Consider the following 18,567-nt stretch of genomic DNA (forward strand, 5'->3'; position numbering starts at 1 on the left):
GCAGCTTGGCTTGGCGCACGGCCATGGGCTTGGGCTTGAGGCAAAATGTCAGCGAAAACCGCACCACCCCTGAGGTGATTTCGAGGTATCGGCGAGATATCGGCAAGGGTCGGATGCGCCGTTTCGGTCCAGGATGCCTGTCGGTGTTCATGGATTTTTTGCCATGTCGCATTGGTAACGTGATGGCACCCCTCTCAATCCAGGGATGTATTTCAGCCTGATCTGCGCTAGGTTCGAGTGCGTGCATTTGAGCCCGGCAGACTTCGGGACGAGTCCGGTTCAAATCGAGCACCGAAGCAGAGGTCGCTAGCAATGTCGCAAGTCATGGATGATCGACAGCACTTGGTGAAGGCGCGGCCTGGCGGTTGGTTGCCGGACGACGCATCGGTTGTTGCCGGATGGATCGGCCGGCTCAAGGCGATGGCCCGCGAACGCGCGCTGCCGATCGTGCCGCCGATCGCCGATTTCCGCGATATGGTCTACAACGATCCCGGTCTCTACAGCCAGGCGGACCGGATGTTTGCCGATGCCTATGCCAAGGCGCCGACCACGCCGCTCGGGCAACCATCGCTGCAGAGCTTCGAAGAATTCATCGATCTGCTCAATCTGATCATGCAGATGGCGCCCGAAGCCTATCAGGATGTCAGCACCCAGCAGCCAGCCGGGCTGATCGGCTTTCCGATCAACGCCTTGCTGGACTGGCCGATGGCAACCGAGGCCGGCTACAATTTCTTTTCCAATGCGCTGGTCAACCAGCAATTCAAGAAGATCCTCGCCTACTGGGCTGAGTTTCTGACCTCGGAAGCCTCCCGCTATGTTCTGACCCAAGCCGCTGCGCCGATCAGTCCGGAGACTGTCGCCGTGCCCTGGCTTGGTGCCGACGCCCAGAAGGAAATGACCGCGGTTGCGACGCATGCGCTCGGCTACGGGACAAATCCGACACCTTCCGCTTTCGAACAGATCTTCAACTGCAATCCCGGCGCGCCCTATTACGGCTTTGCCTCCTGGGATGATTTCTTCACCCGCACATTCCGGTCAGGTGTCAGGCCCGTCAGTTTTCCGCAGGATGACAGCGTTGTCATCAATGCCTGCGAATCCGCCCCGCTGCAGGTGGTCAACAATGTGTCGGCGAGCAACCGCTTCTGGATGAAGGGACAGCCCTACTCGCTCGAAGACATGCTGGCATTCGACGCGCTTGCCCCGCAATTCATCGGCGGAACGGTGTATCAGGCGTTTCTCAGTGCCTTGAGCTATCACCGCTGGCACAGCCCGGTCAGCGGCAAGATCGTCAAGGCCTATGTGTCGAACGGCACCTACTATCTGGAAAATCTGCACGAAGGTTTTGCCAATCCCGGCGGCGCAGATCCCAGCGCACCGAACGATTCACAACCATTTCTCACGGCCGTTGCCACGCGCGGCATCATCTTCATCCAGGCGGACCATCCGGCGATCGGGCTGATGGCGGTCGTTCCGGTCGGCATGGCGGAAGTCTCCAGTTGCGACATCACCGTGAAGCCCGGCGACCACGTCAACAAGGGCGATCAGCTCGGCATGTTCCATTTCGGCGGATCAACCCATTGCCTGGTGTTCCGGCCGGGCGTCAATCTGAAATTCAATTTTTATGGGCAGGCGCCGGGTCTCGACGCGATCAATATGCGCGTCAACACCGCGATTGCGGCGGTTGTCTGAGACTGTCAACGTGCCGGTGGCAAATCGTCGGCGCCCTCGCCCCTTGCCCGTTCCCTTGCCTGTTCCCTTGCCCGCTCCCTTGCACTGACCTCTTGACCTTGACCCGAATGCCGATCTTGCGGCTGGGGGCCGCGGGCTTGCGCCTGTTATCCAATCTCCTGCGGCATCCAGCGGCCTTGTGCAATTTCAACACGATATGCGGCTTTGTCACCGCCTGAGAGCGGGCCAGCGCACGTCTATGGAGTTTGCGGCCCGGTCACGAAGGCGCGACCGGATGACGAATAAATGACAAAGGTCTTTTCGAACTGGAAAATCGCACTATCCTCTATATTCGCGGCGACTGAAAAAGGGGAAACACGATGTGCAGTCGATTTGCAGTGGCCCTTGTTGTTTTGGCGGGGCTTTTTCCTGGGCTGGCTTTGGCCGATGATCCGACGGCTACCGACCCAGCCAAGCAGGCGCGAGAGGTGATCACCCAACAGATCACCGCATTTCTCAACAATGATATCCCGGCGGCCTATTCCTTCGCGTCACCGGAAATCAAATCGGCATTTCCCAATGCCGAGCGGTTTTTCGAGATGGTGAAGAAGAGTTACGAGCCGGTCTACCGGCCCGGAAACTTCGCCTTCGGTCGCAACCAGATGTCGCCGGATGGTACAGTGGCTTTCCAGGAAGTGCTGATTTCGGCGCCCGACGGCAAGGACTGGGCGGTGTTCTACGAACTCAAACGCCAGCGTGGCGGCAATTTCGCCATCAACGGCGTGCGCATGATGCGCGAGACCAATAGCCAGGGAATTTAAGTCCGCAGACTGTTCTCAGGCGGTCGCAAAGCCAACGGGCAGAGGTTGCCCCCTGCCCGGTTTTCACTGTTTCCTGATGCGCATCGGGGCGTCACAGCTTGTCGATGTCACCGCGGTTCCACATCTCGATGGTTTCGGCCTTGAAATCCTCGAAGCGGTTCTCGGCGATTGCCTTGCGGATGCCCTGCATCAGTTCCTGATAGTAGGACAGGTTGTTCCACGACAGCAGCATGCCGCCGAGCGCTTCATTCGAGCGCACGAGATGGTGCAGATAGGCGCGCGAATAGTCGCGGGCCGCCGGGCAGGACGACTGGTCGTCGAGCGGGCGGATGTCCTCGGCATGGCGGGCATTGCGGATATTGACCTTGCCTCGGCGGGTAAATGCCAGACCGTGGCGGCCGGAACGGGTCGGCATGACGCAATCGAACATGTCGATGCCTTCGGCGACCGATTTCAGCATATCGTCGGGCGTGCCGACGCCCATCAGGTAACGCGGCTTTTCGACCGGCAGGACCGGCAGCGTGATGCCGAGCATTTCGAGCATGACGGCTTGCGGTTCACCGACGGCGAGACCGCCGATGGAATAGCCCTTCAGATCGAGCTGCTTCAAGCCTTCTGCCGAGCGGATGCGCAGCGCCGGCTGGTCGCCGCCCTGGACGATGCCGAACATCGCCTTGCCGGGTTGCGTGCCGAAGGCGACGCGGCAGCGCTCGGCCCAGCGCAACGACAGTTCCATGGCGCGTTCGATCTCGCGCGGCTCATTGGGAAGGGCGACGCATTCATCCAGCTGCATCTGGATGTCGCTGTCCAGCAGGCCCTGGATCTCGATCGAGCGCTCAGGCGACATATGGTGCAGGGAGCCGTCGACATGGCTCTTGAAGGTGACGCCCTGCTCGTCGAGCTTGCGCAGGCCCGACAGCGACATGACCTGGAAACCGCCGGAATCCGTCAGGATCGGGCCGGGCCAGCGGATCAGCTCGTGCAGACCGCCGAGACGGGCGACGCGTTCCGGGCCGGGACGCAGCATCAGGTGATAGGTATTGCCGAGGATGATGTCGGCGCCGCCCTCCTTGACCTGGTCGAGATACATGGCCTTGACCGTGCCGACGGTACCGACCGGCATGAAGGCGGGCGTGCGGATCGTGCCACGCGGCATGGTGATCTCGCCGAGGCGGGCTTTGCCGCTGGTCGCCTTCAGGGTGAAGGTGAAGTTCTCGGATGTGGTTTCCGGGGTAGTTTCGGGTTTGATGTCGGACATGGAATTATCGATCTTTCCGGAACAGCAGGCTTGAATCGCCATAGGAATAGAAACGGTAGCCGGTCTCGATCGCATGGGCATAGGCTGCATGCATGGTCTCGAAGCCGGCAAAGGCCGAGACCAGCATGAACAGCGTCGATTTCGGCAGGTGAAAATTGGTCATCAGCATGTCGACTGCCTTGAAACGGTAGCCGGGCGTGATGAAGATATCGGTGGCGCCGGACCATGCGGTAATGTGACCGTCGTCACGCGCCGCACTCTCGATCAGGCGCAGCGAGGTCGTGCCGACGCAGACGATGCGGTTGCCGCGGGCGCGCACGGCGTTCAGGCCTGCGGCCGTCCCGGCCGAGACATGGCCGATCTCATGGTGCATCTTGTGGTCGGCGGTATCGTCCGCCTTGACCGGCAGGAAGGTGCCGGCACCGACATGCAGGGTGACGAAATGGCGCTCGATGCCGGCTGCATCAAGCCTGGCAAACAGGTCGGGGGTAAAATGCAGACCGGCGGTCGGGGCGGCCACGGCCCCCTCCTCCCGCGCGTAGATGGTCTGGTAGTCTGTGCTGTCCTTTTCGTCTTCCGGCCGCTTGGCGGCGATGTAGGGCGGAAGCGGGATATGGCCGACGGTTGCGATCGCCTGGTCGAGATCGGGGCCGGAGAGGTCGAAGGCGAGATCGATCTCGCCCGCCTCGCCCTTTTCGGCAACCGTAGCGTCGAGCACGCCGAGCAGGCAGGCAGCGCCCTCGCCCGTTTCGCCGAAACGGATGCGATCACCGACCTTGATGCGCTTGCCGGGCTTGGCAAAGGCCTTCCAGCGGCTGGCACCAACGCGCATATGCAGCGTGCAGGAGACGGCGATCTCCTCGGCACCTTCGCGGAAACGGACGCCTTCGAGCTGGGCCGGGATGACCTTGGTGTCGTTGAAGACCAGTGCGTCGCCGGGCTGAAGGAAAGATGGCAGATCAAAGACATTGCGGTCTTCGAGCAATGGTTCGCCTTCCGGCCTGACGATCAGGAAACGGGCATGGTCGCGCGGGCTTGCAGGCCTCAGCGCGATGTTGTTGTCCGGCAGATCGAAGTCGAAGAGGTCAACACGCATACTTGTCGGTCTATCTGTTTATCTCGGCAGGATCGGCACACGAACGACCACCCTGAATTGTCACACGCTTTAAAATGCGAAAACCCGCCCGGGCGCAAGGCGCCGAGGCGGGTTTCTGCGAGACGATGCCTCATGCGTCGGCAGCGACCTTCATCGAGATGATCGAGTCCGGATCGCGAACCGGCTCACCACGCTTGATGGTGTCGATGACGTCCATGCCCTCGATGACCTGGCCCCATGCGGTGTACTGCTTGTTCAGCCACGGTGCATCGGTGAAGCAGATGAAGAACTGCGAGTTGGCCGAGTTCGGGTTCTGCGAACGGGCCATCGAGCAGGTGCCGCGGGTGTGGTTGGTGGCCGAGAATTCGGCCTTCAGGTCCGGCTTGGAAGAGCCGCCCATGCCGGCACGACCCGGATTGAAGTCCGCGCCACCCTGCTTGCCGTACTGGACGTCGCCGGTCTGGGCCATGAAGTCCTCGATGACGCGGTGGAACACGACGCCGTCATAGGCGCCTTCGCGCGACAGTTCCTTGATCCGGGCAACGTGGCCAGGAGCCAGGTCCGGGAACAGCGAGATCACGACCTTACCCTTGGTCGTTTCCATGATGATGGTGTTTTCCGGATCCTTGATCTCGGCCATATTCTTTCTCCTTGGTGTGGGGCGATTGCCCGATTATCAGTTGCGGCCGACGGTGACCTTCACCATGCGGTCGGGGTTCGAGACTTCGCCATTGCCACCCTCGCCACGCTTGATCTTGTCGACGGCATCCATGCCGGCAACAACCTTGCCGACGACCGTGTACTGGCCATTGAGGAAGCCACCATCGGCAAACATGATGAAGAACTGCGAATTGGCGGAATTCGGATCCTGGCTGCGGGCCATGCCGATGGTGCCGCGTTCGAACGGCACGCTGGAAAATTCGGCCGGAAGGTCCGGCATGCTGGAGCCGCCGGTACCGGCGCGCGAGGCGTCGAAGCCGCTTTCCATGTCGCCGAACTGCACATCGCCGGTCTGGGCCATGAAGCCCTCGATGACGCGGTGGAAGGCAACGTTGTCATATTCGCCCTTCTTGGCGAGTTCCTTGATCTGCGCGACATGCTTGGGGGCGATGTCCGGCATCAACTGGATAACGACCGGGCCATCCTTGAGCTGGATGGTAAGGAAATCGTCGTTCGACTGGGCCTGCGCGGTGCCGAACCCGGCGACGGCCAGGAAAAATGCGGTTGCGAGATGGACGAGCTTCATGGTCACTCCGGTCATGTCTGGGGCTCAGCGCCCGTGTTTTGATTTGAGGGCAGCGAGAACAGCCGCCGGGACGAAGGCGCTGACATCGCCACCCATGGCGGCGATCTGCCGGACCAATGTGGCGGTAATGGGCCGCGACGCGGTTCCGGCCGGCAGGAAGACGGTCTGCACATGCGGTGCCATTTGCGCGTTCATTCCGGCCATCTGCATTTCATAATCGAAATCGGTGCCGTCGCGCAGGCCGCGCACGAGAAGGCGCGCACCGTGATGGTGCGCGGCATCGACAGCCAGGCCATCGAAGGACACGACATCGACATCCCCTGCCCGGTCCGGCAGCGTCTCCGCCAGCGCCTTGCCAATCAACGTGGCACGCTCCTCATAGGAAAAGAGCGGCGTCTTGCCGGGATGGATGCCGATCGCGACGGTAACTTTGCCGGCGACATTGAGCGCCTGGACGAGCACATCGAGATGACCGTTGGTCATTGGATCGAATGAGCCTGGATAAAATGCCGTTGTCATGACATCCCGATCATTGTTTTCGACCGCCTTTTGTCACGGAAGACGGCTCACCGCAAGCGATTTGCCACATTGGCTCCAAGCATCCGGCCAGCCGCTTCCACTCCGGCACGGCGACGCACCATAGTGAGTGAACGGCCGATGAACGGCGCATTCAACGTCGTTTCAGGTCGACCACGTTAGAAACGCATCATCGTCAACACGCGCCTTCAAGATAAAGGTCCAGCCATGCTTGCCATCCTCATCGCTTCAGCCATTGCCGCTTCGCTTCTGGTTGAACTCGGACTTGCCGTGACACGGGCCTTGCTTGAGACAACGCATGATGAACACGAAGATGAACGCCAGATGAACAGCGTGTTCAAGCGCACTTCAGACGCTGTTCATTAAACACATTTCTACACTGCGCAGGAACCATTCCTGATCGCGAACATTATTACGGCAGACTGCCGAGTTTCGAAGGACTAGCGCCATGCATGACAAAGTTACCCTGATCAACCTGGTTTGGATGATGATGATGACTGCCATGGTTGCGACTTCCGCAACCTTCTATGTCAACGACAGCAAAGACGCCAAGTATTACGGCCCGCCGATGACCGCCCGCTACCACAGCTTCGGTCATTAATCGGATATCAAATCTTCGCCGCTAGATACGAAACGTCGCTGAAAAAGAAAGGAAGACCATGTTTTTGACCCTCACGGTTCTTGCCGCTCTCATCAGTGGTATGTTCGTCGCCTCCGTGGCGTCTACCGTCACGGCGCTGAAGCGCGAAAATGATGATTTCCGGGCCATGATGGAGCGCCGCAAGGCCTTCTAAGCTCTTACAGAGCGGCCAACCCGGCGGATCCACACGCGGGTATCAAGAAGCCGCAACGGACTTGATGTCAGACCTCCAGTCAAAAAGCCCGCCAGGACGACAGTCCGGCGGGCTTTTTCGTATTTTCTGATTATCGTCGAAGCGAAGGAGCGGCCGGCCCGAAGTTTAGGGCCGGCACTACATTCCAGCTTTACTCGGCAGTCGGCTCGGCAGTATCGGGACCACCTTCGACAGGCGCCTGCGTGACCTCTCCCTCGACCGCCTCGACTACATCTTCCTCGCCTTCCGGCTCGCTGATGCGCTCGACGGAGACAACCTTCTCATCCTTGGCGGTCGAGAAGATGGTGACGCCCTTGGTCGCACGGCTGGCGATACGGATGCCGTCGACCGGCACGCGGATCAGCTGACCACCGTCGGAGACCAGCATCAACTGGTCCTTGTCCTCGACCGGGAAGGCAGCGACCAGTTCGCCAATTTCGCTGGTCTTCGACGTATCGGTGGCGCGAATACCCTTGCCGCCACGGCCCGAGGTGCGGAAGTCGTAGGACGACGAGCGCTTGCCATAACCCTTCTGGGAAACGGTCAGGACGAACTGCTCCTGCGCCTTCAGCGCTTCGTAGCGTTCGTCGGAAAGCTGTCCTTCTTCGACCACTTCCTCACCGACCAGCGCGATATCCTCTTCGTCGACGCCCGCTGCGCGGCGTTCCACTGCCGAACGCTTCAGATAGGCGGCGCGCTCCCAGGGTTCAGCCTCCACGTGGCCGACGATGGTCATCGAGATGATGCGGTCGCCATCGGCGAGCGTAATGCCGCGAACGCCGATTGAATTGCGGCCCGCAAATACGCGCACTTCGTCGATCGGGAAACGGATGGCCTGGCCGAGTGCGGTGGTCAGAAGCACGTCGTCACCGGGAAGGTTCAGGTCGTGGTTCGGCGGCACGCAAGTCTCGACATTGAGGATCTCGTCGCCCTCCTCCTCGAGCTTCATCGCGATCTTGCCGTTGCGGTTGACCTGGATGAAGTCGGAAAGCTTGTTGCGGCGCACGGTGCCACGCGTCGTCGAGAACATGACGTCGAGGTTTTCCCAGCTCGTCTCGTCCTCTGGCAATGGCATGATCGAGGTGATGCGCTCGCCGGGCTCCAGCGGGAACATGTTGATCATCGCCTTGCCGCGCGAAGTCGGCGTGCCGATCGGCAGGCGCCAGACCTTTTCCTTGTAGACGATGCCGCGCGAGGAGAAGAACAGCACCGGCGTATGCGTGTTCGCGACGAACAGGCGGGTTGCGAAATCCTCGTCCTTCATCGCCATCCCGGAGCGACCCTTGCCGCCGCGACGCTGGGCGCGGTAGGTGGCGAGCGGCACGCGCTTGATGTAGCCGGCATGCGACACGGTGACGACCATGTCCTCGCGGGCGATCAGGTCCTCGTCGTCCATGTCCGGGCCGCCATCCATGATGACGCTGCGGCGCGGCGTACCGAACTCGTCGCGCACGGCGGCAAGTTCGTCCTTGACGATCGTCTGGATGCGCAGACGCGACGAGAGGATATCGAGGTAATCGGCGATTTCCGCACCGATCTTGTTCAGTTCCTCGTCGATTTCGTCACGGCCGAGAGCGGTCAGGCGTGCCAGGCGCAGTTCGAGAATGGCGCGGGCCTGCTCCTCGGATAGATTGTAGGTCAGGTCCTCGTTGATCCGGTGGCGCGGATCGTCGATCAGGCGGATCAGCGATTCGACGTCCTTGGCCGGCCAGCGGCGCGTCATCAGCTGTTCGCGCGCCGTTGCCGGGTCGGGCGCGCGACGGATCAGGGCGATGACCTCGTCGATATTGGCAACCGCGATCGCCAGACCAACCAGGACATGGGCGCGATCGCGCGCCTTGCGCAGGAGGAACTTGGTGCGGCGGCTGACCACTTCCTCGCGGAAGGAAACGAAGGCGCGCAGCATGTCGAGCAGCGTCATCTGCTCCGGCTTGCCGCTGTTCAGTGCCACCATGTTACAGCCAAACGAGGTCTGCAGCGGTGTGTAGCGATAAAGCTGATTCAGGATGACATCGGCATTGGCGTCGCGCTTCAGTTCGATGACGACGCGGTAGCCCTGACGGTCGGACTCGTCGCGCAGGTCGGAAATGCCCTCGATGCGCTTTTCGCGCACCAATTCGGCCATCTTCTCGATCATCGTCGACTTGTTCACCTGAAAGGGAACCTCGGTGATGATGATCTGCTCGCGGTCGCCACGCATCGGCTCGACACGGGCAACGCCGCGCATGATCACCGAGCCGCGGCCGGTCTCATAGGCCGACCGGATGCCGGAGCGGCCGAGGATCAGGGCTCCGGTCGGAAAGTCCGGTCCGGGGATGATCTGCATCAGTTCCGGCAGTTCGATCGCCGGGTTGTCCATCAGCGCGATACAGCCGTTGACCACTTCGACGAGATTGTGCGGCGGAATGTTGGTGGCCATGCCGACCGCGATGCCGCCGGCGCCGTTGACCAGCAGGTTGGGGAATTTGGCCGGAACGACGACCGGCTCGGACATCGTGCCGTCGTAGTTATCGCGGAAGTCGACGGTTTCCTTGTCGAGATCGTCGAGCAGCGCATGCGCCACCTTCTCCAGACGGCACTCGGTGTAACGCTGGGCTGCCGGCGGATCGCCGTCGATCGAGCCGAAATTGCCCTGACCGTCGATCAGAGGCATACGCAGCGACCAGTCCTGCGCCATGCGGGCGAGCGCGTCGTAGATCGCCGAGTCACCATGCGGATGGTATTTACCCATCACGTCACCGGTGACGCGGGCGCTCTTGACGTATTTCTTGTTCCAGTCGAGCCCCAGTTCGTTCATCCCGAAAAGGATGCGGCGGTGCACGGGCTTAAGCCCGTCACGCACGTCTGGAAGCGCGCGGCTCACGATCACGCTCATCGCGTAATCGAGATAGGACCGCTGCATTTCCTCCATGATGGAAATAGGCTCGATGCCTTGCGGGAACTTGCCGCCGCCGGGAGTGCTTTGCTCAGTCAAATCAGGTCACGATCTTTGTTCGGAATCACTGGAGATTTTATAGCGGAACAGGCGCGAAAGCGCCAATTTCCAGCACGGTTATAAACAGGCTTTTGCGGCTGTGGAAAGGCAATTGCGTCAATATCTTGGTGCTTGCCTTGCCAAGCCCGCGCGGCTTGCCTCTAAATGACGACTTACACAGGGAGATCTCCGATATGGCCAGCGCCGACGCCATGATTGCCGCCTTCACAACGTTGCTCGTCACGGTCGATCCGCCGGGGCTGGCGCCGCTGTTTCTCGGCCTGACGGTCGGCATGAACAAGAGCCAGCGCCGTCAGGTCGCGGTGCGCGGATCGGTCATGGGGTTTGCCATCCTCACCGTGTTTGCCCTGTTCGGCGCCACCATCCTCGGCGCTCTCGGCATCTCGATGGGTGCATTCCGCATTGCCGGCGGGCTGATGCTGTTTGCCATCGCTTTCGAGATGATCTTCGAGCGCCGCAACGAGCGCAAGGAAAAGACCACCGACGACGCGATCACCAAGGATCACATTCACAATCTGGCGGTGTTTCCGCTGGCCATTCCGCTGATCGCCGGTCCGGGCGCGATCTCGGCGACCGTGCTGATTGCCGGGACAATGAACGACCTGATGGGCAGAGCGCAGCTGATCGGCGTCATCGCCGTGGTTCTCGGCCTGGTCTATCTGGCGCTCAGCGTTGCCGAGCGGCTGAACCGCTTCCTCGGCGTGACCGGCCGGGCACTGCTGACACGGCTTCTCGGCGTGCTCCTGGCGGCGCTGTCGGTGCAGTTCGTCGTCGATGGGGTGAAGTCAGCCTTCGCTGCGTGAAAGCCCCCTTCTCACGCACGTCCGAACGCCGTCTTGACGAAGGCGCGGTAGGCGAGCACCTGGCGCTCCAGCACATCCGGCTGGTGGAGAACCTTCGACATGATGATGCCGCCGTCGATGATGCAGGAGAGCATGGCCGCAAGGTCGGCCAACTCGACATTGGCATTCAGCGGGTGTAGCTTGGAAACCCGCTCCAGATAACCGAGGAAGCGGGCATTCCACGACATCACGGTTTGGGCGCTGAGTTCGCGGACCTCCCGGTCGAACAGGCGTTCCTGATAGCAGATCGCGGAAATCAGGCATCCCGGATGTACGCTTGGCAGATCCTTCATCAGTTCGGCCAGGAGTTTCAGGCCGATCAGGAAGGCTTCGAGCGGATCGTCGCTCAATTCCGCACCGCGACCGAATATGTCGTCGAAGATGTGCTCGTTCTCGGTAATGTAGCGGCGCAGCAAGGCATGGGCGAGTTCATTCTTGTCCCTGAAGTGATAGAAGAAACCACTCTTGGTAATGCCCGCTTCAGCGATCACCTCCTCGATCGAGGTCGCGGCAAAGCCCTTCGACAGCACGGCGTGCTGCGCGATCTCCAGAATGCGCTCGCGTGTCGCGGCGCCTTTTCGGCTCTCCTGCCTGTCCAAGATCTGTACCCTTGGTATGGTTTTCGTCATGGCACGGGACGCCAGCAACCGGCTGCCGAACACACGAGACGATATAAGTCTTTGAAATAACGATACTTCCCAGCCTCAAGGCTGTGCCGCACCACAAGACCACTGGAACACAATGGCACTGATTTGCGAGAAATGAGGTCATCGACGGCACAAACATCTGTCGTTGCATATCGATTTTATCATCGGAGACACATCATGGCAAAGTACAGACAGCAACTGCCGCAGCTTGTCGGCGGCGATTTCCTGACGGATGGCGGGATGGAAACCACCTTCGTCTTTCACCGGGGCATGGAACTGCCGCATTTCGCCGCCTTCCCGCTGCTCGACAGCGACGATGGCCGCAGCGAACTGCTCAGCTATATCGAACCCTATATCCTGCTGGCGCAGCAACGCGGCGTCGGCTTCATCCTCGACACGCCGACATGGCGGGCCAATGCAGACTGGGGCCAGAAGCTCGGCTATGACCGCAAGGCCTTGCACGACCTCAACCTGCGCGCCGTGGACTTCGCCGAAGCCTGCCGGAACCGGTGGGAGACGCGTTCAACGCCCGTAGTGATCAGCGGGATCATCGGCCCGCGGGGCGATGCCTACAAGGGCGGCCAGACCGATGTGGCGGAGGCGCTGGACTATCATTCCGACCAGGTCGCCAGCTTTGCGCAATCGGCAGCCGACATGGTCTCGGCGATGACGATCAACACGGTCGAAGAGGCAAGCGGCATCGCGCTTGCCACAGCTGAGCACGGGATTCCGTGTGTGATGTCGTTCACGGTCGAAACCGACGGGCATCTGCTGAACGGCACCAGCCTGCAGGAAGCGATCGAGCGGACCGACGAAGCCACCAATGGTGCGCCGATCTACTACATGGTCAACTGCGCCCACCCGACGCATTTCGAGCAGGCCCTGGCTACCGATGCGCCCTGGGTCCGGCGCATCTATGGCCTGAGGGCAAATGCCTCGGCCAAGAGCCATGCCGAGCTGGACGAAAGCGCAACACTGGATATCGGCGATCCGGCCGATCTGGGGCGTCGTTACCGGGCGCTGCGGCGAAATTTTCCGGGGTTCCGGATTCTCGGCGGCTGCTGCGGCACGGACCATCGCCATATCGAGGCTATCTGCGAGGCCTGTACGCCGTCCGCCGGACTCGCCGCCTGACGGCCTAACAGCTGAAAGTCGGCCGTTGAAAGCAAAGCGCCGCCCGCAATTCACTGCGGACGGCATCTTCATTGCCGATGGACGAAAAATACAGGTCTTGCGACGTGCCGGATCCGGTTGGCTCGATCAGGTCAGACCCGGTTCAACGATGACGGCCGATCAGAACGGGATATCGTCGTCCAGATCGCGCGAGAAGCCGCCCGACGGGGCGCTGGAACCACGACCGGCCGAGCCGCCGCCGCGTGGTGCGGATGGGGCAGGAGCCGAACCGTAATCGTCATAACCGCCGCCGCTTGCTCCGCCGAAGTCACCACCGCGCGAAGCACCGCCGCCTGCACCGTCTCCGCGACCACCGATCATGGTCAGGGTCGAATTGAAGCCCTGCAGAACCACTTCGGTCGAGTAACGTTCATTGCCCGTCTGGTCCTGCCATTTGCGGGTCTGCAGAGCGCCCTCGATATAAACCGTCGAGCCCTTCTTCAGATACTGCTCGGCGACCTTGCACAGGCCTTCGTTGAAAATGACGACCGTGTGCCATTCGGTCTTTTCCTTGCGCTCGCCGCTGTTCTTGTCGCGCCAGGTTTCCGATGTGGCAATCCGGAGGTTGGCAATCGGCCGGCCGTCCTGGGTCCGGCGGATTTCAGGATCGGCACCGAGATTGCCGATCAGGATGACCTTGTTGACGCTACCAGCCATGACACTCACCTTACTGCCGCGCCGCCGCGGCGTTCAAAATCCAATTATTTCCCACCTTATCCCATTCCATGGGATCGGTGGGGCGTGGACAAACTATAATCCACAAGGAAAAATGTTCTTTATTTGTTCTATTCTTTCGCTAGGATGCTGTCAACAGAATCGAATTGTCATCCCGCGATGACGGCAAGTGCTCGACACGCGCCGTCGTTAGACTACATAAGGACAGTCCTCCTCCCGGGATCTCCTGTCCACTGTCCGATCCGAGCCATTTGCCATGTCCGAACTGAAGACCATCTCCATCCGCGGCGCCCGCGAGCACAATCTCAAGGGCATCGACCTCGACCTGCCGCGCAACAGCCTGATCGTGATGACCGGCCTGTCAGGATCCGGCAAGTCGTCGCTCGCCTTCGACACGATCTATGCCGAGGGTCAGCGCCGCTACGTGGAGAGCCTGTCGGCCTATGCCCGGCAGTTCCTCGAAATGATGCAGAAGCCGGATGTCGACCAGATCGAAGGCCTGTCGCCAGCGATCTCGATCGAGCAGAAGACGACCTCGCGCAACCCGCGCTCGACGGTCGGCACGGTCACCGAGATCTACGACTATATGCGCCTGCTGTTTGCCCGTGTCGGCGTGCCCTATTCGCCGGCGACAGGCCTGCCGATCGAGAGCCAGACGGTCAGCCAGATGGTCGACCGCGTACTGGCCTATGAGGAAGGCACGCGTCTGTTCATCCTGGCGCCGATGATCCGCGGGCGAAAGGGCGAGTACAAGAAAGAACTCGCCGAACTGATGAAAAAGGGCTTCCAGCGCGTCAAGATCGACGGGCAGTTCTACGAGATCGCCGACGCGCCGCCGCTCGACAAGAAATACAAGCATGACATCGATGTGGTCGTCGACCGTGTCGTCGTCCGCCCGGACATTGCCAGCCGCCTGGCCGACAGTCTGGAGACATGCCTCAGGCTTGCGGACGGGTTGGCGGTTGCCGAATTTGCCGACAAGCCGCTGCCGCCCGAAGAAACCTCTGCCGGTGGTTCGGCCAACAAGTCGCTGAACGAGACGCATGAGCGCGTGCTGTTTTCGGAAAAATTCGCCTGCCCGGTCTCCGGCTTCACCATCCCGGAAATCGAGCCCCGGCTGTTCTCGTTCAACAACCCGTTCGGCGCCTGCCCGACCTGCGATGGTCTCGGCTCTCAACAGAAGATCGATGAAGCGCTGATCATTCCCGAGATGCAGCGCAAGTTGAACGACGGCGCGATCGCGCCCTGGGCCAAGTCTGCCTCGCCCTATTACAACCAGACACTGGAAGCGCTAGGCAAGGCCTTCGGCTTCAAGATGACCGCCAAATGGGCGGATCTGCCGGACGCGGCGCAGAAGGCGATCCTGCACGGTACCGAGGACAAGATCGACTTCCACTACGCCGATGGTGCGCGCTCCTACACCACGACCAAGACCTTCGAAGGCATCGTGCCCAACCTCGAGCGACGCTGGAAGGAAACCGACAGCGCCTGGGCGCGCGAAGAGATCGAGCGCTACATGTCGGCAGCGCCCTGCCCGGCCTGTGCCGGTTTCCGTCTGAAGCCGGAAGCTCTGGCCGTGAAGATCAACGGCCTGCATATCGGTCAGGTGACCAATATGGCGATCCGCAATGCCGGCGCCTGGTTCGAAGTGCTGCCGGGCAAGCTGACTGACAAGCAGAATGAAATCGCGGTTCGCATCCTGAAGGAAATCCGCGAGCGGCTGCGCTTCCTCAACGATGTCGGTCTCGACTATCTCAGCCTGTCGCGTAATTCCGGCACGTTGTCGGGTGGTGAAAGCCAGCGTATCCGTCTGGCTTCGCAGATCGGTTCGGGCCTGACGGGCGTGCTCTACGTGCTCGACGAACCATCGATCGGCCTGCACCAGCGTGACAATGCGCGCCTGCTCGAGACGTTGAAACATCTGCGCGACATCGGCAATACGGTGATCGTGGTCGAGCATGACGAGGACGCCATCCTGACGGCCGATTATGTCGTCGATATCGGACCGGCTGCCGGCATTCATGGCGGCCAGGTGATCGCGAAAGGCTCGCCGAAGGACATCATGGCCAGCCCGAAATCGCTGACCGGAAAATACCTGACAGGCGAACTCGGGGTAAAGGTGCCCGAACAGCGCCGCAAGCCGAAAAAGGGCCAGCAGATTAAGGTGGTTGGTGCCAAGGGCAACAACCTGAAGAATGTCACGGCGGCGATCCCGCTCGGCGTCTTTACCGCTGTCACCGGCGTATCGGGCGGCGGCAAGTCGACCTTCCTGATCGAGACGCTGTACAAGGCCGCAGCGCGGCGCGTCATGGGCGCACGCGAAAACCCGGCCGAACACGAACGGATCGACGGTTTCGAATTCATCGACAAGGTGATCGATATCGACCAGTCACCGATCGGCCGCACGCCGCGCTCGAACCCGGCCACCTATACCGGCGCGTTCACGCCGATCCGCGACTGGTTTGCCGGCCTGCCGGAGGCGAAGGCGCGCGGCTACCAGCCGGGCCGTTTCTCGTTCAACGTCAAGGGCGGCCGCTGCGAGGCCTGCCAGGGCGACGGCGTGATCAAGATCGAGATGCATTTCCTGCCGGACGTCTATGTCACCTGCGACGTCTGCCACGGCAAGCGCTACAATCGCGAAACGCTCGACGTGCATTTCAAGGGCAAGTCGATCGCCGACGTGCTCGACATGACGGTCGAGGAAGGTGTCGAGTTCTTCCAGGCGGTGCCGGCGGTGCGCGACAAGCTGCAGGCGCTGTTTGACGTCGGGCTTGGTTATATCAAGGTCGGCCAGCAGGCCAATACGTTGTCGGGCGGCGAGGCGCAGCGCGTCAAGCTGGCCAAGGAACTGTCGAAGAAATCGACCGGCCGTACGCTTTATATCCTCGACGAGCCGACCACCGGCCTGCATTTCCACGATGTCGCCAAGCTTCTGGAAATGCTGCAGGAACTGGTCGATCAGGGCAATTCCGTCGTGGTCATCGAGCACAATCTCGAAGTGATCAAGACGGCCGACTATATCATCGACTTCGGCCCCGAAGGCGGCGACGGCGGCGGCGAGATCGTTGCCCAGGGCACGCCAGAAGAGGTGGTGAAGGTTGAGAAATCCTATACCGGCCACTTCCTCAAGGAACTGCTGGAGCGGCGTCCGATGAAGAAGGTGCAGGCGGCGGAGTGAGCTCGACGCCTACCAGAGGCACTCGACGGCAAACACGTTGAATGCCTTGTCGGCGGTAACAAGCGTGAGGCTTTCAAGTTTCGACTGCGCGGCGAGCAGGCGATCGAACGGGTCCTTGTGATCTCCGGTCAGTTGGCCGGCAAGGAGAGCGTGGGATGGTTTAACCGGTAGCAGGACGAAGCGTTCAGCCATGACATATTTGACGAAATCGGCACAGAGCGTGCCAACTTCTGGCCACTTGCCGAGGCGATGCTTGGTTGCGATTTCAAAAGCCGAGACTGCGCTGGCGGCGATTTCATTGTCTCCATTGGTCAGAGCCGTGCGCGCTGCAGCGCTGAGACGAGGATCATCCATCAACCACCAGACCAGCGCATGTGTGTCGAGAAGATATTTCATTGGCCGTTGTCGCCGGGGAACGAATATTTGCCTTCCCAGGCGGCCAGCTCGTCATCCGACATCGGTTCAAGAAACAGGCCTGAGGGGATATTGCCCCGCAAATGAGCCAATGCGCCGGCCTTGCGTGGCGGATTTTTCCTATCCGCCCGGGTCAGGGGCACTAGTTTCGCAACCGGTTCATCACCGCGTGCAATCACAATTTCCTCGCCGGCCTCAACGCGGGCAAGGAGTTTTGAAAGTTCCGTCTTGGCCTTGTGAATGGTGACAACCGCCATCGCTCGCTCCATGGCAACATGTTTAAATTAGCTAATTGCTTAGCTAACTTCAATGGGAGTTATTTGATGACCCAATCCGGCACAATCCGCACCGGCATCGGCGGCTGGACGTTTGAACCTTGGGAGGGCACGTTTTATCCCGAAAAACTTGCCAAGAAAAAGCAGCTTGAGTTCGCCAGCCGCGAACTGACGGCGATCGAGGTCAACGGCACCTATTATTCCAGTCAGAAGCCGGCGACATTTGCCAAATGGGCATCGGAAGTGCCGGAGAATTTTGTGTTCTCCCTAAAAGCCAGCCGGTTTTGCACCAATCGCAAGGTGTTGGCCGAGGCCGGGGAATCGGTCGGCAAGTTTCTCAATCAGGGGATAGCTGAACTTGGCCCACATCTCGGGCCGATCCTCTGGCAGTTCATGGGCACGAAGAAATTCGAGCCCGACGACTTCGAGGCCTTTCTCGCCCTTCTGCCGAAAACATTGGACGGATTGCCGCTGCGCCATGTGGTCGAGCCGCGGCACGGCTCTTTCCAGGTGCCGGAATTCATCGATCTGCTGGTAAAATACGATGTCGCAGCTGTTTGCGCGGACCATCACGACTATCCGATGTTTGCCGATCCGACGACGGGCTTTGTCTATGCGCGGCTGCAGAAGGGCAGCGATGACATCGCCACCTGCTATCCGCCCGAAGAGCTTGATGCCTGGGCTGAGCGATTGAAGATCTATGCTGCCGGCGGCATGCCGAAGGACCTGCAGAAGCTTGCGCCACAACACCAGATAAAGGCGGAGCCGCGCGAGGTTTTTGCCTTCTTCATTACCGGCGGCAAGGTGAATGCGCCGAATGCGGCGCGCAATGTGCAATCCACAGTTGCTTCAGACTGAAACACTCGTATTCATCTGCAAATTGTGACATTGGCGAATCTGGACTAGGCT

19 protein-coding genes are annotated in these 18,567 nt (G+C 60.6%); 9 read left to right on the top strand and 10 right to left on the bottom strand.

The window, feature by feature from the left end; translation table 11 throughout:
* Nucleotides 1-312 precede the first annotated feature (312 nt).
* Together GVK95_RS23265 and GVK95_RS23270 are read left to right on the top strand one after the other, a co-directional pair.
* Entirely contained in the window at nucleotides 313-1,689 is a 1,377-nt protein-coding gene (locus GVK95_RS23265) for a phosphatidylserine decarboxylase family protein (RefSeq protein ID WP_244618878.1), read from the top strand.
* A 467-nt stretch (nucleotides 1,690-2,156) separates the two neighbouring features.
* Nucleotides 2,157-2,489 carry a DUF4864 domain-containing protein gene (locus tag GVK95_RS23270; RefSeq protein WP_244618879.1) on the top strand — a complete coding sequence of 111 codons (333 nt, stop codon included), beginning with the start codon at nucleotides 2,157-2,159 and terminating at the stop codon, nucleotides 2,487-2,489.
* 91 nt (nucleotides 2,490-2,580) lie between these two features.
* Here the strand turns inward: GVK95_RS23270 and tgt are convergent, their stop codons facing one another.
* The 5 genes from tgt to coaD all read right to left on the bottom strand — a co-directional run bounded on the left by tgt (nucleotide 2,581) and on the right by coaD (nucleotide 6,608).
* The gene (gene tgt / locus GVK95_RS23275; protein ID WP_159953073.1) at nucleotides 2,581-3,747 is read right to left on the bottom strand and encodes a tRNA guanosine(34) transglycosylase Tgt; all 1,167 of its coding nucleotides are present in this window, start codon (nucleotides 3,745-3,747) and stop codon (nucleotides 2,581-2,583) included.
* A gap of 4 nt (nucleotides 3,748-3,751) precedes the next feature.
* On the bottom strand, nucleotides 3,752-4,843 hold the full coding sequence (gene queA / locus GVK95_RS23280; RefSeq protein WP_159953074.1) for a tRNA preQ1(34) S-adenosylmethionine ribosyltransferase-isomerase QueA: 1,092 nt from the start codon (nucleotides 4,841-4,843) through the stop codon (nucleotides 3,752-3,754).
* A gap of 130 nt (nucleotides 4,844-4,973) precedes the next feature.
* A complete protein-coding gene (locus GVK95_RS23285) occupies nucleotides 4,974-5,483 on the bottom strand; it encodes a peptidylprolyl isomerase (protein ID WP_159953075.1) in 510 nt (169 codons plus the stop codon).
* A 36-nt stretch (nucleotides 5,484-5,519) separates the two neighbouring features.
* The gene (locus tag GVK95_RS23290) at nucleotides 5,520-6,089 is read right to left on the bottom strand and encodes a peptidylprolyl isomerase (protein ID WP_159953076.1); all 570 of its coding nucleotides are present in this window, start codon (nucleotides 6,087-6,089) and stop codon (nucleotides 5,520-5,522) included.
* Nucleotides 6,090-6,113: 24 nt separating this feature from the next.
* Nucleotides 6,114-6,608 carry a pantetheine-phosphate adenylyltransferase gene (coaD, locus tag GVK95_RS23295; protein WP_159953077.1) on the bottom strand — a complete coding sequence of 165 codons (495 nt, stop codon included), beginning with the start codon at nucleotides 6,606-6,608 and terminating at the stop codon, nucleotides 6,114-6,116.
* Between the two features lie 225 nt (nucleotides 6,609-6,833).
* Here coaD and GVK95_RS23300 point away from each other — a divergent pair, with 225 nt between their 5' ends.
* The 3 genes from GVK95_RS23300 (at nucleotide 6,834) to GVK95_RS25400 (ending at nucleotide 7,420) form a co-directional block, all read left to right on the top strand.
* Nucleotides 6,834-6,992, top strand: coding sequence for a hypothetical protein (locus tag GVK95_RS23300; RefSeq protein ID WP_159953078.1), 159 nt, complete (start codon nucleotides 6,834-6,836; stop codon nucleotides 6,990-6,992).
* 82 nt (nucleotides 6,993-7,074) lie between these two features.
* On the top strand, nucleotides 7,075-7,227 hold the full coding sequence (locus GVK95_RS23305) for a hypothetical protein (RefSeq protein WP_159953079.1): 153 nt from the start codon (nucleotides 7,075-7,077) through the stop codon (nucleotides 7,225-7,227).
* A gap of 58 nt (nucleotides 7,228-7,285) precedes the next feature.
* On the top strand, nucleotides 7,286-7,420 hold the full coding sequence (locus GVK95_RS25400) for a hypothetical protein (protein ID WP_007597486.1): 135 nt from the start codon (nucleotides 7,286-7,288) through the stop codon (nucleotides 7,418-7,420).
* A gap of 190 nt (nucleotides 7,421-7,610) precedes the next feature.
* Here the strand turns inward: GVK95_RS25400 and gyrA are convergent, their stop codons facing one another.
* Nucleotides 7,611-10,433 carry a DNA gyrase subunit A gene (gene gyrA / locus GVK95_RS23310; RefSeq protein WP_159953080.1) on the bottom strand — a complete coding sequence of 941 codons (2,823 nt, stop codon included), beginning with the start codon at nucleotides 10,431-10,433 and terminating at the stop codon, nucleotides 7,611-7,613.
* 194 nt (nucleotides 10,434-10,627) lie between these two features.
* Here gyrA and GVK95_RS23315 point away from each other — a divergent pair, with 194 nt between their 5' ends.
* The gene (locus GVK95_RS23315) at nucleotides 10,628-11,257 is read left to right on the top strand and encodes a MarC family protein (RefSeq protein WP_007597479.1); all 630 of its coding nucleotides are present in this window, start codon (nucleotides 10,628-10,630) and stop codon (nucleotides 11,255-11,257) included.
* An 11-nt stretch (nucleotides 11,258-11,268) separates the two neighbouring features.
* On the opposite strand, the gene GVK95_RS23320 is transcribed toward GVK95_RS23315, so the two are convergent.
* Nucleotides 11,269-11,925, bottom strand: a complete 657-nt coding sequence (locus GVK95_RS23320; RefSeq protein ID WP_159953081.1) for a TetR/AcrR family transcriptional regulator — start codon at nucleotides 11,923-11,925, stop codon at nucleotides 11,269-11,271.
* 195 nt (nucleotides 11,926-12,120) lie between these two features.
* On the opposite strand from GVK95_RS23320, the gene GVK95_RS23325 reads away from it, so the two are divergent.
* Entirely contained in the window at nucleotides 12,121-13,077 is a 957-nt protein-coding gene (locus tag GVK95_RS23325) for a homocysteine S-methyltransferase family protein (RefSeq protein WP_159953082.1), read from the top strand.
* A gap of 159 nt (nucleotides 13,078-13,236) precedes the next feature.
* Here GVK95_RS23325 and GVK95_RS23330 read toward each other — a convergent pair whose 3' ends face one another.
* Nucleotides 13,237-13,773 (bottom strand): single-stranded DNA-binding protein, encoded by a 537-nt coding sequence (locus GVK95_RS23330; protein ID WP_159953083.1) that lies wholly within the window; start codon nucleotides 13,771-13,773, stop codon nucleotides 13,237-13,239.
* Nucleotides 13,774-14,047: 274 nt separating this feature from the next.
* Between GVK95_RS23330 and uvrA the strand changes: the two genes are divergently transcribed.
* Nucleotides 14,048-16,969: an excinuclease ABC subunit UvrA gene (gene uvrA / locus GVK95_RS23335; RefSeq protein WP_159953084.1), complete on the top strand. Its 2,922-nt coding sequence runs from the start codon at nucleotides 14,048-14,050 to the stop codon at nucleotides 16,967-16,969.
* Between the two features lie 9 nt (nucleotides 16,970-16,978).
* Here the strand turns inward: uvrA and GVK95_RS23340 are convergent, their stop codons facing one another.
* Both GVK95_RS23340 and GVK95_RS23345 read right to left on the bottom strand, forming a co-directional pair.
* Nucleotides 16,979-17,365 carry a type II toxin-antitoxin system VapC family toxin gene (locus tag GVK95_RS23340; protein WP_159953085.1) on the bottom strand — a complete coding sequence of 129 codons (387 nt, stop codon included), beginning with the start codon at nucleotides 17,363-17,365 and terminating at the stop codon, nucleotides 16,979-16,981.
* Nucleotides 17,362-17,640: a type II toxin-antitoxin system prevent-host-death family antitoxin gene (locus GVK95_RS23345; RefSeq protein ID WP_159953086.1), complete on the bottom strand. Its 279-nt coding sequence runs from the start codon at nucleotides 17,638-17,640 to the stop codon at nucleotides 17,362-17,364. The genes GVK95_RS23340 and GVK95_RS23345 overlap by 4 nt, the downstream gene beginning before the upstream one ends.
* A gap of 66 nt (nucleotides 17,641-17,706) precedes the next feature.
* On the opposite strand from GVK95_RS23345, the gene GVK95_RS23350 reads away from it, so the two are divergent.
* Nucleotides 17,707-18,516, top strand: coding sequence for a DUF72 domain-containing protein (locus tag GVK95_RS23350; protein ID WP_159953102.1), 810 nt, complete (start codon nucleotides 17,707-17,709; stop codon nucleotides 18,514-18,516).
* Nucleotides 18,517-18,567 lie beyond the last annotated feature (51 nt).

This window comes from Rhizobium sp. 18065 (assembly GCF_902706095.1).
Taxonomy (GTDB): Bacteria; Pseudomonadota; Alphaproteobacteria; order Rhizobiales; family Rhizobiaceae; genus Allorhizobium.

Bases quoted from the DNA above. Each gene is read 5' to 3' on its own strand.
- GVK95_RS23265 (WP_244618878.1), top strand. From the start codon at position 313: ATGTCGCAAGTCATGGATGATCGACAGCACTTGGTGAAGGCGCGGCCT.
- tgt (WP_159953073.1), bottom strand. From the start codon at position 3,747: ATGTCCGACATCAAACCCGAAACTACCCCGGAAACCACATCCGAGAAC.
- queA (WP_159953074.1), bottom strand. From the start codon at position 4,843: ATGCGTGTTGACCTCTTCGACTTCGATCTGCCGGACAACAACATCGCG.
- GVK95_RS23285 (WP_159953075.1), bottom strand. From the start codon at position 5,483: ATGGCCGAGATCAAGGATCCGGAAAACACCATCATCATGGAAACGACC.
- GVK95_RS23290 (WP_159953076.1), bottom strand. From the start codon at position 6,089: ATGAAGCTCGTCCATCTCGCAACCGCATTTTTCCTGGCCGTCGCCGGG.
- coaD (WP_159953077.1), bottom strand. From the start codon at position 6,608: ATGACAACGGCATTTTATCCAGGCTCATTCGATCCAATGACCAACGGT.
- GVK95_RS23300 (WP_159953078.1), top strand. From the start codon at position 6,834: ATGCTTGCCATCCTCATCGCTTCAGCCATTGCCGCTTCGCTTCTGGTT.
- GVK95_RS23305 (WP_159953079.1), top strand. From the start codon at position 7,075: ATGCATGACAAAGTTACCCTGATCAACCTGGTTTGGATGATGATGATG.
- GVK95_RS25400 (WP_007597486.1), top strand. From the start codon at position 7,286: ATGTTTTTGACCCTCACGGTTCTTGCCGCTCTCATCAGTGGTATGTTC.
- GVK95_RS23315 (WP_007597479.1), top strand. From the start codon at position 10,628: ATGGCCAGCGCCGACGCCATGATTGCCGCCTTCACAACGTTGCTCGTC.
- GVK95_RS23320 (WP_159953081.1), bottom strand. From the start codon at position 11,925: ATGACGAAAACCATACCAAGGGTACAGATCTTGGACAGGCAGGAGAGC.
- GVK95_RS23325 (WP_159953082.1), top strand. From the start codon at position 12,121: ATGGCAAAGTACAGACAGCAACTGCCGCAGCTTGTCGGCGGCGATTTC.
- GVK95_RS23330 (WP_159953083.1), bottom strand. From the start codon at position 13,773: ATGGCTGGTAGCGTCAACAAGGTCATCCTGATCGGCAATCTCGGTGCC.
- uvrA (WP_159953084.1), top strand. From the start codon at position 14,048: ATGTCCGAACTGAAGACCATCTCCATCCGCGGCGCCCGCGAGCACAAT.
- GVK95_RS23340 (WP_159953085.1), bottom strand. From the start codon at position 17,365: ATGAAATATCTTCTCGACACACATGCGCTGGTCTGGTGGTTGATGGAT.
- GVK95_RS23345 (WP_159953086.1), bottom strand. From the start codon at position 17,640: ATGGCGGTTGTCACCATTCACAAGGCCAAGACGGAACTTTCAAAACTC.
- GVK95_RS23350 (WP_159953102.1), top strand. From the start codon at position 17,707: ATGACCCAATCCGGCACAATCCGCACCGGCATCGGCGGCTGGACGTTT.